This window comes from Streptomyces sp. NPDC036822 (genome assembly GCF_055609145.1).
Genome location: NZ_JBVJPY010000010.1, coordinates 87333 through 99935, shown reverse-complemented (window position 1 = coordinate 99935; position 12603 = coordinate 87333). Strand labels below are relative to the sequence as shown.

Annotated in this window: 12 protein-coding genes and 1 tRNA gene; 6 read left to right on the top strand and 7 right to left on the bottom strand. The window is 73.9% G+C overall.

Going from position 1 to position 12603, the window contains the following annotated elements; translation table 11 throughout:
- The gene (locus ACZ68P_RS22810; protein WP_471008970.1) at positions 1-594 is read left to right on the top strand and encodes a histidine phosphatase family protein; all 594 of its coding nucleotides are present in this window, start codon (positions 1-3) and stop codon (positions 592-594) included.
- A gap of 168 nt (positions 595-762) precedes the next feature.
- Here the strand turns inward: ACZ68P_RS22810 and ACZ68P_RS22805 are convergent, their stop codons facing one another.
- Entirely contained in the window at positions 763-2052 is a 1290-nt protein-coding gene (locus ACZ68P_RS22805; RefSeq protein WP_471008968.1) for a tetratricopeptide repeat protein, read from the bottom strand.
- 223 nt (positions 2053-2275) lie between these two features.
- Here ACZ68P_RS22805 and ACZ68P_RS22800 point away from each other — a divergent pair, with 223 nt between their 5' ends.
- Both ACZ68P_RS22800 and ACZ68P_RS22795 read left to right on the top strand, forming a co-directional pair.
- Positions 2276-2716, top strand: coding sequence for a hypothetical protein (locus ACZ68P_RS22800; RefSeq protein WP_471008966.1), 441 nt, complete (start codon positions 2276-2278; stop codon positions 2714-2716).
- A gap of 92 nt (positions 2717-2808) precedes the next feature.
- A complete protein-coding gene (locus ACZ68P_RS22795) occupies positions 2809-3684 on the top strand; it encodes a spermidine synthase (RefSeq protein WP_471008964.1) in 876 nt (291 codons plus the stop codon).
- Positions 3685-3721: 37 nt separating this feature from the next.
- Here the strand turns inward: ACZ68P_RS22795 and ACZ68P_RS22790 are convergent, their stop codons facing one another.
- The gene (locus tag ACZ68P_RS22790) at positions 3722-4273 is read right to left on the bottom strand and encodes a hypothetical protein (RefSeq protein WP_471008962.1); all 552 of its coding nucleotides are present in this window, start codon (positions 4271-4273) and stop codon (positions 3722-3724) included.
- Positions 4274-4351: 78 nt separating this feature from the next.
- On the opposite strand from ACZ68P_RS22790, the gene ACZ68P_RS22785 reads away from it, so the two are divergent.
- From ACZ68P_RS22785 to ACZ68P_RS22775, 3 genes are all read left to right on the top strand, one after another.
- On the top strand, positions 4352-5053 hold the full coding sequence (locus tag ACZ68P_RS22785) for a response regulator transcription factor (protein ID WP_471008959.1): 702 nt from the start codon (positions 4352-4354) through the stop codon (positions 5051-5053).
- Positions 5050-6462: a HAMP domain-containing sensor histidine kinase gene (locus ACZ68P_RS22780; RefSeq protein ID WP_471008957.1), complete on the top strand. Its 1413-nt coding sequence runs from the start codon at positions 5050-5052 to the stop codon at positions 6460-6462. Before ACZ68P_RS22785 ends, ACZ68P_RS22780 begins: the two co-directional genes overlap by 4 nt.
- A 273-nt stretch (positions 6463-6735) precedes the next feature.
- Positions 6736-8232, top strand: a complete 1497-nt coding sequence (locus ACZ68P_RS22775; protein ID WP_471008954.1) for a glycoside hydrolase family 18 protein — start codon at positions 6736-6738, stop codon at positions 8230-8232.
- 78 nt (positions 8233-8310) lie between these two features.
- Here ACZ68P_RS22775 and ACZ68P_RS22770 read toward each other — a convergent pair whose 3' ends face one another.
- The 5 genes from ACZ68P_RS22770 to orn all read right to left on the bottom strand — a co-directional run bounded on the left by ACZ68P_RS22770 (position 8311) and on the right by orn (position 12494).
- Positions 8311-9213, bottom strand: coding sequence for a carbohydrate ABC transporter permease (locus ACZ68P_RS22770; protein ID WP_471008953.1), 903 nt, complete (start codon positions 9211-9213; stop codon positions 8311-8313).
- A complete protein-coding gene (locus ACZ68P_RS22765; protein ID WP_471009226.1) occupies positions 9210-10217 on the bottom strand; it encodes a carbohydrate ABC transporter permease in 1008 nt (335 codons plus the stop codon). Before ACZ68P_RS22765 ends, ACZ68P_RS22770 begins: the two co-directional genes overlap by 4 nt.
- Positions 10218-10222: 5 nt before the next feature.
- Positions 10223-11509 carry an ABC transporter substrate-binding protein gene (locus ACZ68P_RS22760; protein WP_471008952.1) on the bottom strand — a complete coding sequence of 429 codons (1287 nt, stop codon included), beginning with the start codon at positions 11507-11509 and terminating at the stop codon, positions 10223-10225.
- Between the two features lie 204 nt (positions 11510-11713).
- A tRNA-His gene (locus ACZ68P_RS22755) sits at positions 11714-11786 on the bottom strand.
- A 105-nt stretch (positions 11787-11891) separates the two neighbouring features.
- Positions 11892-12494: an oligoribonuclease gene (gene orn / locus ACZ68P_RS22750; protein ID WP_365715268.1), complete on the bottom strand. Its 603-nt coding sequence runs from the start codon at positions 12492-12494 to the stop codon at positions 11892-11894.
- Positions 12495-12603 lie beyond the last annotated feature (109 nt).

Sequence of the window (12603 nt, the reverse complement as noted above, 5' to 3'; positions counted from 1 at the left end):
ATGGCACCGCGCATCCTGCTCGCCCGGCACGGCCAGACCGAATGGTCGCTGCTCGGCCGCCACACCGGCAGGACGGACATTCCGCTGCTCGACGAGGGCCGGCGCGGAGCGAAGCTCCTCGGCGAGCGGCTGCACAGGGCGCCCTGGAACGGCCTGCCGGACCTCGAGATACGCACCAGCCCGCTCTCGCGCGCGCGGGAGACCTGCGAGATCGCGGGCTTCGGTGACCGGGCCGAGAACTGGGACGCGCTGATGGAGTGGGACTACGGCGCCTACGAGGGCCTGACCCCGGCCCGGATCCAGGAGCTGCGTCCTGGCTGGCTGATCTGGCGCGACGGCGTCCCCGACGGGGAGACCCGCGAGCAGGTCGCGGCGCGGGCCGACGAGGTCGTGGAGTGGGCGCGGTCGGCGGACCGTGACGTCCTGGTCTTCGCGCACGGCCACATCCTGCGCACGATCGCCGCCCGCTGGCTGGGCGAGGACATCTCCTTCGGCTCCCGCATCCGCCTCGACCCGACCAGCCTCTCGGTCCTGAGCTGGGCGTACGGCGCTCCGGCGCTGGAACGCTGGAACGACACCGGGCACATGGAGTAGGACGGGGCAGGGGGCGCGGAAGGGGCCGCCCGGCCCCCGGCCGGCGCCCCGCCGCCCGCCGTCACCGCGAGCGCCCGGCCGCCGCGCCCCGCGAGCCGTCGGATACGGCCGGGTGCGAGCCGGATACGACGCGGGCGGGGGACGTCCGCGGACCGGCCGCGGACGGGGTCAGCGGGTGGTGGCCAGGAGTCGCTGGGTCGTCGCCAGCATGCGGCGGATACGGGAGGACTGGACGTCGCCGAGCGCGTCCACCACCCGCTCCGCCTCCGCCGCCGCCTCGTCTCGGCGTCCCCCGTGCGCGAGGTCGCTCGCCAGCTGGGCGCGGTAGAGCGCGAGGTTCCGGGCGAAGTGGGGGTTCTGCAGCACCGTCGCGCGGTGGGCGTGGCGGGCCGCGCGGCCCCAGTCGCCGAGCGCCGACCAGCACTGCGCCTCCAGCGCCTCCAGCTCCGGCTCCCCGAAGAACGACATCCACTCCGGATCGCTGTCGGCGGGGCCCCGCCCGAAGAAGCCGTGGGCGCGCCCGAGGGCCTGCTCGCACGCCGACCGGTCGCCGAGCCCGGCCCACGCCCCGGCCTCCCGCAGGGTCAGCAGCGAAAGCAGCCGGGCAGAGGACAGGGGCCGCGCCGCCCGCAGTCCCGCCTGCGCGGCCCGGACCGCCTCGCGGTACCGTCCCGCGTCCCTGGCCAGGAACGACGTGTTGCAGAACGCGTGCGCCTCCAGCGCCGGATCGCCCGCCACGCGCGCGGTGGCGAGCGCCTCGGCGTAGTAGGAGCGGGCGTCGTCCAGGCGGTCCGAGTCGTGCGCCAGCCAGCCGACCGAGATCGCCAGCTCGCCGGCGCCCGCGTGCAGCCGGTCCTCGGTCGACCGGCGGGCGGCCGTGCCCGCGTCGAGCAGGGCGTACGCCGTCCGCAGCGGCTGGGCCGCCGCCTGGTAGAGCCCCTCGGCCCCGTGCCGGTCGTCGAGCAGTCGGATCTGCCGTACGGCGTCCTCGACGGCCCGCACCTCGGCCTCGCCGATCCGGTGGGTACCGCGCGGGGCGGGGATCGCGGCGGCCGTGCCGGCGAGTCCCAGCGAGGCGACCGCCACGGTGGCGGTGCCGCTCGTCATGAATGCGCGACGCAGCACGTCGCTCTCCTCATCGTTCCGGGTCGTGATGGCGGGCGGGGGCGGTGGCCCGGCCGCGACGGCGGACCGCCGGCCGCGTACCGCCTCCCGCGCCGAGAACCCCAGGTCCGCCAAGCTCAGACCGGGGAACATGTGCAGGAACACCCGCTCGTACGCGTAGTTGGGGCAGCGGATCTCTCCCGCCTCCACGCGTCCGATGTAGCGGGCGTCGCAGGCCACCTGCTCGCCGATCTCCCGCGCGGCCCTGCGGACCGAGGCGGCGAACTCCGCCGGCGAGTGCCGCCCGCGGAGTCTGCGGAAGGCGAGATTGGGAACTGCCCGTGACATCGCCATGGCCGAGCCCTCTCCTGGTGCTACCGGTGTTCCGGCGGGCATGAACGTACCTGCTGTCACCGGACGCACACGCAGAGTTTGGCCACAAACCGGATATCTCGCTCGCGATCTGCCATGAACTGCCATCCTTTGCGGCGGCGTGCCGCCGTAGCCGTTGACGCGCACGGACGTTGAACCATGCGGAGAGACGGAACGTGTCTTCTCATAGCGAGGAGGGGTCCCCATGGTGGAGATCGGATCGCAGTCGACGGCGCGGCAGCTGCCCGCCCCGGACGCCGGTGCCCCGCACGACGAGCCCTGCGACCTGGTGACCGTGCCCGTCCGGCAGGGCCTGGAGGCCGTCGACATCCTGCGCCGGGGCGGCGCGCCCCTCGTCGGACCGGTGCTGCACGACGGCGCCTGTCACACCCTCGGCTTCCTGGTCCCGCCCGGCACCGCCGAGGGCTGGGACATGCCGGGCAGCGCGTGTACGCAGACCTCCGGCCGCGGCCTGCGCATCCCCGAGCTGCCGGAGCTGCCGGAGTCGACCGCCGGAGGGGCGCCCCGCCCCGCGGGATGGCTGCTGCCGCCCCACGACGGAGGCCAGGTCACCGACCCGGAGGTCCTGCGCGAGGCGCTGGGCCAGGCGGCCCGCCTGATCGAGGCCGCCGACGGCTGCCACTAGCCACCCTGCCTCCCCCTGCCCGCCTTTCGCCGCCGCACCCCTCGCACGCTCACCCCGGCTCGTCGGGCGGGACGTCCGCGCGGGCGTCGATAATGGGGTCCGTGGCCAGGAACAAGCAGCGAGAACGGGCGGCGGCCGCCGCCGCCGTCGTGGAGACCGTCGACGGCGGTCTCGCCGAGCTCATACCCGACAGGGAGCGGCCCCGCGGCTGGACCCTGCTCATCGACGGCGCCCCGCAGTCGCACGTCGACCTCGACGACCCGGCCCACCTCTCCTTCGAGTACCAGCGGCGCCTCGGCCACATCGCCGACCTCGCAGCCCCGCCCCACCGGCCGGTCCAGGCCGTGCACCTGGGCGGCGGAGCCTTCACGCTCGCCCGCTACATCGCCGCCACCCGGCCCCGCTCCACCCAGCAGATCGTGGAACTCGACGGAGCCCTCGTCCAACTGGTCCGCCGCGAGCTGCCCCTCGACACGGCCGCCCGCGTCCGAGTCCGTTCCACGGACGCCCGGGCCGGGCTCGCCAAGGTGCAGGACGGATGGGCCGACCTGATCATCGCCGACGTCTTCAGTGGCGCCCGCACCCCCGCGCACCTCACCAGCACGGAGTTCCTCGCCGAGGTCCGCAGAGCGCTCAAGCCCGGTGGGTTCTACGCCGCCAACCTCGCCGACGGGCCTCCCCTGACCCACCTGCGCGGCCAGATCGCCACGGCCGCGGCCGTCTTCCCCGAGCTCGCGCTGGCCGCCGACCCGACCGTGCTGCGCGGCCGCCGCTTCGGCAACGCCGTCCTCCTCGCCTCCGACCGGGAGCTGCCGGTGGCCGAGCTGACCCGCCGGGTGGCGACCGACCCGCACGCCGGACGGGTCGAACACGGAAGGGCTCTCGCCGACTTCACCGGGGGAGCGATCCCGGTCACCGACGCCAGCGCCAAGCCCTCGCCCTCCCCACCGGCCGCCGCCTTCCGATGACGCCCGGCACGATCGACAGGGCCCCCGCGGACACGACCTAGCGGTCCTCGATCTCGACCCTCGGCGCCGTGTCGTGCCAGACGCAGAAGACCGACAGCTCGCGGCCGTCCCGGGTGAAGGTGACCCGGATCCACGTCGGCTGCTTCCAGACCTGCATCGTCCAGCCCGAGGACGGCGTCGCCGAGACCAGCTCGGCCGAGGTCTCGCCGAGGTCGAAGACGACCCGCCCGCCGTCCACGGTGTAGCCCTTCACCTCGCCGCCGCCGTCCGGCTGCCGTGAGGCGGGGGGCTTGCTCGAAGGTCCCGGCGAAGGGGTCGCCGAGGGAGCGCCGCCCGTCTTCCTCGGCGGCGAGGGCGTCGGTGTGGGCGTGGGCGTGGACGTCGGCCGTCGGGTCGACGAGGCCGACGGATCGCCGGCTGCGGCCGACGGTGCCTGCGTGCTGCCGGCCGGGATGGGCAGCGCGCGCGGCGGGTCGTAGACCGTCCCGGCCAGCACCGTGTGCACCCCCCACCAGGAGAGGGTGACCGCCGCGCCGGTGGCGAGCGACCACGCCAGGGCGTGAACGAGTCCTCTGCGCATCCGGGTCATACTGCACCACCGCGCGCACCGCCGTGGCGGAGGGTGGACCTTGTCCCGCGTTCCCCCGTATGGCGTACGGTGCCGCCCATGGCAAGTGTGCTCGTGGTCGAGGACGACCAGTTCGTGCGCTCCGCCCTCATCCGGCACCTGACCGACGCCTCCCACACCGTACGGAGCGTCGGCACGGCCCTGGAGGCGCTGCGCGAGGTCGCCCATTTCCGTTTCGACGTGGTCATCCTGGACCTCGGACTGCCCGACCTGGACGGGTCCGAGGCGCTGAAGATGCTGCGCGGCATCACCGACGTCCCCGTCATCATCGCGACGGCGCGGGACGACGAGGCGGAGATCGTCCGGCTCCTCAACGACGGGGCGGACGACTACCTCACCAAACCGTTCTCCGTGGAGCACCTCTCCGCCCGGATGGCCGCCGTGCTGCGCCGGTCGCGGTCCGCCGCGGGCGAGGCGCCGCCGTCCCGGGTGATCCAGGTCGGCGGCCTGTCGATCGACCCGCTGCGGCGCCAGGCGGAACTCGACGGGGCCCCGCTCGACCTGACCCGGCGGGAGTTCGACCTGCTCGCCTTCCTCGCCGGACGGCCCGGCGTCGTGGTGGCCCGCAAGGAACTGCTCGCCGAGGTGTGGCAGCAGTCCTACGGGGACGACCAGACCATCGACGTACATTTGTCATGGCTGCGGCGGAAGTTGGGTGAAACGGCCGCCCGCCCCCGCTATCTGCACACCCTGCGCGGCGTGGGCGTGAAGCTGGAGCCGCCCCGGGAGACCCAGCCGTGAGATGGGCACTCGTCAAGGTGTCGCTGGCCGTCACCGCCATGGTCGTCGTCGCCTTCGCCGTACCGCTCGGCCTGGTCGTCAAGGAGATGGCCAGCGACCGGGCCTTCTCCAACGCCGAGCGGCGCGCCGCCGGGCTCGCGCCCGTCCTCGCCATCACCACCGACCGCGAACAGCTGGACCGCGCCGTCGCCACCACCGAGGACGGGGCCGCGGGACGCATGGCCGTCCACGTCCCGGCCGCTGACGCGCCGGGCGCCAAGGCCCTGGAGATCGGGACGCGCCGGGCGAGCGAGGAGGACCTGCGGACCACCCGCGAGCTGGGGCGGGCCACCATCGCCGAGGTCGACGGCGGCTCCGTGCTGCTCCAGCCCACCGCCCTGAGCTCGGGCCGGGTCGCGATCGTCGAACTCTTCGTCCCCGAGGGCGAGGTCAGCAACGGGGTCGCCACCGCCTGGCTGGTCCTGGCCGGTGTCGGCATCGCCCTGATCGTCGGCTCGGTCGCCGTCGCCGACCGGCTCGGCGTACGGATGGTCCGGCCCGCTCAGCGGCTCGCGGGCGCGGCCCACGACCTCGGCGAGGGCAGGCTCGGCGCGCGCGTCCCGGAGGAGGGACCGCCGGAGCTCAAGTCGGCGGCGATCGCCTTCAATTCCATGGCCGACCAGGTCGTCCAGCTCCTCGCCAACGAGCGAGAGCTGGCCGCCGACCTCTCCCACCGGCTGCGCACCCCGCTGACCGTGCTGCGGCTCAACGCGGCCTCGCTGGGCTCCGGTCCGGCAGCGGACCAGACGCGGGCCGCCGTCGCGCAGCTCGAGCGCGAGGTCGACACGATCATCCGTACGGCGCGGGACGCCAAGCCCCAGACGCAGGCGACCGGCCCGGGCGCGGGCTGCGACGCGTCCGAGGTCGTCCGGGAGCGGATGGAGTTCTGGTCGGCGCTCGCCGAGGACGAGGACCGCAAGGTACGGGTCGCGGGCATCGAGCGCCCGGTGCGCATCCCGGTCGCCCGCCCCGAACTCGTCGCCGCGCTCGACGCGTTGCTCGGGAACGTCTTCCGGCACACCCGGGAGGGCACCGCCTTCTCCGTCGACCTCCACAACGGTGACGACGCCGTCATCGTGCTGGTCTCCGACGCCGGGCCGGGCATCCCCGACCCCGCCGCCGCGCTGGCCCGGGGCAACAGCGGCCGGCGCGACGGCTCCACCGGCCTCGGCCTGGACATCGTGCGCCGCATGGCCGAGTCCACGGGCGGGGACGTCCGCATCGGGCACTCGGTCCTCGGCGGCACCGAGGTCCGCGTCTGGATCGGCCTCGACGGCCGCCGCGCGGGTGACACGGGAGGGCGGCGCGTCCAGCGCATGGGCCGCCGCAAGCGGGGCGGCGGGGGCGCCCGCCGGGCACCGGAGTCCTGACCGGCCCGGCGGGGGCAGCCCTTGGGCCTCGCCCGTCCGCCCGTCCGCCCGGCCAGGCCCGGCCGCCCGCCGGGTCAGGCCCGTCCACTTGCCCGTCTGCCGGGCAGGTCCGGCCCCCCTCCGCCCTCCAACCTTTCCTCCTCCCGATGGCTTCCTTAAGCGGAGCCTAAGGATCCTCAATCACCCTCCTCGCGTACGCATTTGTCCGATTCCCCCTCGCTAGCGTGCTGCCCGCACCCACCTCCACCCCCGGCACACAGAGGCAGGCACGCGATGGGCACCAGTACGCACCGGCGCAGGACGACCGGCAGGACCAAGGCCGTCGGCGCGGTCGTCGCGGCGGCGGTGATCGGCGGCGCGGCCTTCGCGTTCACCGGGACCGCACAGGCCGCGGCCGTCGGCGCCGCCTACACCAGGACGAGCACCTGGAACGGCGGCTACACCGGCCAGTACGTCATCACCAACGAGACCTCCAGCGTCCGGTCGGGGGGCTGGACGCTGGAGTTCGACCTGCCCGCCGGGACGACCATCGGATCCCTGTGGAACGGCGAACACACCGTCACGGGCCGCCACGTCATCGTGAAGCCCGCGAGCTGGAACAAGGAGCTCGCCCCCGGCCAGTCCGTCACCGTGGGGTTCGTGACCTCGGCCTCCGGCGAGGCCGGCGATCCCGCGAACTGCCTGATCGACAAGGCGAGCTGTTCGGTCGGCGGCGCCACCCCGACGCCGAGCGGACGCCCCACCGAGCATCCCACGGCCACCACCGCCCCCACGGCCTCCGCGACCCCGAGCGCCTCCGCGACCCCGAGCGCGCCGCCCACCGCGACCGCGTCCCCGAAGCCCACCGCGACCGCCACCGGCGACCCGGGCACCCCCGGCTCCGCCCGGTACGCGCCCTACGTGGACACCTCCCTCTACCCCGCGTACGACCTGACGGCCACCGCCGATGCCACCGGTGTCAAGGAGTTCAACCTCGCCTTCATCACCTCCGGCGGGGCCTGCGCGCCGCTGTGGGGCGGGGTCACCGGCCTCGCCGACGACAAGGTCGCCGCCCAGATCGGCGCCCTGCGGGCCAAGGGCGGCGACGTCCGGGTCTCCTTCGGCGGCGCCGCGGGCCACGAGCTCGCCCTGAACTGCTCGACCTCCTCCGCCCTCGCCGCCGCGTACGGCAAGGTCGTCGACCAGTACAAGCTCACCAAGGTCGACTTCGACATCGAGGGGGCCGCCCTGCCGGACACGGCCGCCAACACGCGCCGCTCCCAGGCGATCGCGCAGCTCCAGAAGTCCCACCCCGGCCTGAACGTGTCCTTCACCCTGCCCGTCATGCCCGAGGGCCTGACCCAGCCGGGCGTGGACCTGCTCGCCGACGCGAAGCGCAACGGCGTCCGCGTCGACGCCGTCAACATCATGGCGATGGACTACGGACCGGCCTACAGCGGCGACATGGGCCAGTACGCCATCCAGGCGGCGACCGCGACCCAGGCCCAGATCAAGGGCGTCCTCGGCCTCTCCGACGCGGCCGCGTGGAAGGCCGTCGCGGTCACCCCGATGATCGGCGTCAACGACGTGACGACCGAGATCTTCACGGTGGCCGACGCGACCGAGCTGGTCGACTTCGCCAGGTCCAAGGGCATCGGCTGGCTGTCGATGTGGTCCTCCACCCGCGACAAGCAGTGCGCCGCCGGAGCCGTGAACCACGCGGACGCCACCTGCTCCTCGATCCTCCAGCAGCCGCTGGCCTTCACCAAGGCGTTCGCCGCCTACAAGTGAGCCGCTCCGTCCCCCCACACGCGCGCGTCCCGGCCGGCCCCCACCCACCCCTCCGCCGACCGGGGCGCGCGCCCCTCGTCATCCCTTCACCGCGCCCCGCATGATCCCGCCGACGATCTGCCGGCCGAAGACGACGAGGACCAGCAGCAGCGGCAGCGTCCCCAGCAACGCGCCCGCCATGATCACGGACGGGTCGGGGATGTAGCCGCGCCCGAGCCCGGTCAGCGCCACCTGCACCGTCGGGGAGCCGTTCTGCGTCAGCGCGACGACCGGCCAGAAGAAGTCGTTCCACGTCATCACGAACGTCAGCATGCCGAGCACCGCCATCGCCGGGCGGGCCGCCGGGAACACCACGTGCCACACGACCCGCACCGCACTCGCCCCGTCCACCCGGGCCGCCTCGATCAGCTCCGAGGGCAGGGCCCGGACCAGGTGTTGGCGCATGAAGAACACCCCGAACGCGGAGACCAGCGCGGGCAGGACGACGGACTGCAGCCGGTCCGTCCACGACAGCTCGGCGATCAGCATGAACAGCGGGACGACGGCGAGCTGCGGCGGCACCATCATCGTGCCGATCACCACCGTCAGCAGCGCGTTCCTGAACCGGAAGCGCAGCTTGGCGAAGGCGAAGCCCGCCAGGGTCGAGAAGAGCACCGTCCCCGCCGCCACCGACCCCGCGACGATCGTGGTGTTGAGGAGCGCCACGCCCAGGTGCGCGTCCGACCACGCGACCGCGAGGTTCCGCCCGAGGTTGTCGCCGAACCAGAACGGCGGCGGGGTCCGCGCGAGCCGTGTGGAGTCCCGGGAGGCCGCGATCGCCGTCCAGGCGAGGGGAAGGAGCGAGCCGGCGGTGAAGACCGCCAGGACGGCGTACGTGAGCGGACCCGCGCCCCGCGCCCCCGTGACGCGCCTCTCTCCCGGCGCACCGCCCCGCGCCTTCCGGAGGCGCCCCTCACGCGTGACACCGCCCCGCGCCCTCATCGCACCGCCTCCCGCCGCCGCCGCCACAACCGCCACTCCCGCCGCAGCCGCCCCCACGGCACCCTGCGCGCCGTCCACGCCACCGCGGCGAGGAGCAGCAGGATCAGGAGCATGGCCCAGGCGATCGCCGAGGCCCGCCCCAGGTGGTGGTTCACCCAGCCCTGCTCGTACAGGTAGAGCCCCAGCGTCTGGTACTGGTGCTCGGCACCGCCCGTCGCTCCCGCGCTGCCGTTGAACAGCAGCGGCTCGCCGAAGAGCTGGGTGGCGCCGATGGTCGACACCACGACCGTGAAGAGGATCGTGGGCCGCAGCCCCGGCACGGTGACGTGGAGGAACTGCCGCCAGCGCGAGGCCCCGTCGAGCGCCGCCGACTCGTACAGCTCCGGGGGGATGGTCTGCATCGCCGCCAGGTAGATCAGCGCGTTGTAGCCGGTCCAGCGCCAGATCACGATCGTGGAGACCGCGATCCGCGACGCCCAGGTGCCGTTCTGCCAGTCGACCGGTCCGACCCCGGCCGTCCCCAGGACCCAGTTCACCAGGCCGTGCTCCCGCCCGAAGAGGAGCGCGAAGACCAGGGTCGCCGCCGCCACCGACGTGGCGTACGGGGTGAGGGCCGCCACCCGGAAGAACATCCGGCCGCGCAGCCGGTGGTCGAGCAGCTGGGCGACGCCCAGGGCCATGAGCAGCTGCGGCACGGTCGAGAGGACGCCGATGACCGCCGTGTTCCCCAGGGCGTTCCAGAAGAACTCGTCCGTCACGAGCCGGGCGAAGTTCCGCGCACCCACCCACCGCGTCTCGCCGGGCGAGGTCAGCTCCACGCGGTGCAGCGAGGCCCAGCCCGTGTAGACGAGCGGGAAGAGACCGAAGGCCGCGAAGAGCAGGAAGAAGGGGGCGACGAAGGCGTAAGGGCTCCAGCGCACGTCCCTGCGGTGGCGGCGGGCCCGCCGCTCGGCCTCCTTCGACGGGACCGGGGGAGGGGGTACGGGAACGGCGACGTCGGCCAAGGCGCTCACTCGTCCAGGGCGTTGTCGATCGTCCGCACCGCCGCGTCCCAGGCGTCCCGGGGCGACCGCCCCTTCTGGTCGACCTGGAGCATGCCGATGTCGCCCAGGTTCTGGGCGATGACCGCGTCCTTGGGGCCGGTGATCGCCACCGGCACGCCCCGCGCCGCCTCGGCGAAGATGGCGCCGACGGGGGCGCCGCCGAAGTAGGCGTGCGTGGCGTCGGAGACGGCCGGGAGCGCGTGGGCGGCCGAGGCGCTGGGGAAGCTGCCGCGCCGCGCGAAGAGCGTCGCCTGCTGCGCGGGGGCGGTCAGCCAGGCCACCAGCCTCGCCGCCTCGGCGCGGTGCCGGCCCGCCGACGGTACGACGAGGAAGGAGCCTCCCCAGTTGCCGGGCCGGGGAGCGGCGGCCACGTCCCATCGGCCCCGGCCCGCCGGGCCCGCCTTGTCCTGGATGTAGCCGAGCATCCAGGCCGGGCAGGAGACGGTGGCGAACGTGCCGTTGGCGTACGCCTGGTCCCAGGCGGGCGTGAACTGCTGGAGCCGGGCGGTCAGACCGCCGGTGGCGAAGGCGGCGGCCAGGTCCCAGGCGCGCCGCACGGCGGGGCTGTCCTTGTAGACGATCCGGCCCTTCTCGTCGTAGAACCGGCGCGGGCTGCTTCCGGTGATCGCGGCCAGCACGCCGGAGGCGGAGTCCACGAACGCGGTGCCGGCCGGCGCCTTCGCCCGGAACCGGCGGCCGACGGCCAGGTACCTGCCCCAGTCCCCGGCCCACAGCCGGCCGACGGCCGCCCGGTCGGTGGGCAGACCGGCGCGGGCGAAGAGGTCCTTGCGGTAGCAGACGCCCTGCGGGCCGATGTCGGTGCCGAGGGCGACGGTCCGGCCGTCGCCGCTGGTGCCCTGGGCCCATTTCCACGGCAGGAAGGCGTTCTTGTCGACGCCGGGCGCCCGGCCCAGGTCTTCGAGCCGGCCGGCCTGGGTGGCGGTGATCTCGGCGATGTTGTTCACCTCGACGGCCTGGACGTCGACGAGGCCGGAGTCGGAGACGAGGTGGGTGAGGAGCTGCGGGTAGTAGTTCTCGTTGCGTTCGATCGAGGTCTGCCGGATGGCGATGCCCGGGTGGAGCTTCATGTACGTGTCGTAGAGCCCGGCCTCCTTCAGGCCGAAGGCTCCGAACACTCCGACGGTGAGGACGGTCCGTCCGTCCGCGTCCGTGCCGTCCCGGTCGCCGCCGCAGCCGGCCGAGGGGCCCGCTCCGAGGAGGAGGACGAGGGCGAGCGCGGTGGCTCTGCGCACGGGATCCCTCCTCTCGGGCCGGGTGCGCCGGTGACGGTGGGGGGCGGGGCCGGTTTCCGGAGCGTAGTGCGGCGCCGTCGGCGGGAGGGGCTCAGCTCGCTGGGGGCGGCGAACTCGCCGGGCCGGGCCACCCGCTCGGTCGAACGCCGCGCGGGCACACGGACGAGGCCCCGGTTCCGAAGAACCGGGGCCTTGAGCCATCAGGGTGAGTAACGGGACTCGAACCCGCGACATCCTGGACCACAACCAGGTGCTCTACCAGCTGAGCTATACCCACCATGACCGGCGGTTTTCCCGAAGGTTTCCCCGACCGGCCGAGAAGAAGTCTACAGGGTCCCGACGGGTGCTCGCGCCCGTATTGACGGCGGGCGCGAGCGGTGGCTCATTCCGCGGGCAGGACGTGGCGCGCGGCGATCTGCTTCGCCGTCTCCGAGTCGGGGCCGGGCTGCGGGACGAAGACCGCCTCGCGGTAGTAGCGCAGCTCGGCGATGGATTCGCGGATGTCGGCGAGCGCTCGGTGGTTGCCGCTCTTCTCCGGACTGTTGAAGTACGCCCTCGGGTACCAGCGGCGGGCCAGTTCCTTGATCGAGGAGACATCGACGATCCGGTAGTGGAGGTGGCTCTCCAGGGCGGGCATGTCCCGCGAGAGGAAGCCGCGGTCGGTGGAGACCGAGTTCCCGCACAGCGGCGCCTTGAGGGGCTCCTTGACGTGCTCGCGTACATAGGCCAGGACCTGGGCCTCGGCGTCGGCGAGGGTGGTGCCGCCGGGCAGGGCGTCGAGGAGACCGGAGGCCGTGTGCATCCTGCGCACGATGTCCGGCATGGTCTCCAGGGCCGCCTCCGGCGGGCGGATCACGATGTCCACCCCTTCGCCGAGTACGTTCAGGTCCGAGTCGGTGACCAGTGCGGCCACCTCGATGAGTGCGTCGTCCGTCAGCGAGAGCCCGGTCATCTCGCAGTCGATCCACACCATGCGATCGTTCATGCGTCCTACCTTATGGGTTCGGCCGGTGATCGGACCCGGCTCGTGGCCGTCGGACGCCGCCGGGCGCCCAGGGGGGTGTCCCCGGGCGCCCGTCGTCCTGCGGTGCGCG